We start from the raw sequence: 585 nt of genomic DNA, 5'->3' as shown, positions 1-585 counted from the left end.
CTCAACCCGCCATTAGTCGTATGCGGACGCTTCCTGTTGTACCAAATCTCAATGAACTCCATAACCGCGGTACGCGCCGCAACCCGGCTCGTAAACGCCCGATGATGGTACATCTCGTTCTTGATCGTCGAGAACGCCGACTCAGCAACGGCATTGTCCCAACACACTCCGGTACGGCCCATTGACTGCCGCACACCATTCTCAGAGCACCACGCTTGAAATGCATCTGACGTGTACTGAGTTCCGCGGTCTGAATGAAAAACAGTCCCAGCGCTGATGAAACCACGCGACATCGCGAGCTGCATCGCATCGATAACCAGTTGCGTTTGCATGTTCGCACCCATTGACCACCCAACGATCTGACGTGAATACAAGTCGATCACCGTCGCCAGATACAGCCACCCTTCACCGGTTCGCAAGTAGGTAATATCGCCCACCAACTTGGTTCCAGGTCGGGACGAACGAAAATCACGGCGGCCGAGCTTATCGACCATGTGATTCTTGATATGAGCGGTCCTGGCTTGCTGGTCATGCACCGTGGTGACTTTGAAAGCACTCACTCGTTTAGCCTTGAGCCCGTGCTCG

At 54.5% G+C, this 585-nt stretch carries 1 pseudogene; it reads right to left on the bottom strand.

Annotated features, from left to right (window positions below):
- Nucleotides 1-585: pseudogene (locus tag ACT3UQ_RS19730) on the bottom strand (IS3-like element ISAar37 family transposase); the annotation flags it as partial.

The sequence above is a fragment of the Glutamicibacter sp. AOP12-B1-11 genome, assembly GCF_052379245.1.
Taxonomy (GTDB): Bacteria; Actinomycetota; Actinomycetes; order Actinomycetales; family Micrococcaceae; genus Glutamicibacter.
This window is presented reverse-complemented; position numbering and strand designations above follow the sequence as displayed.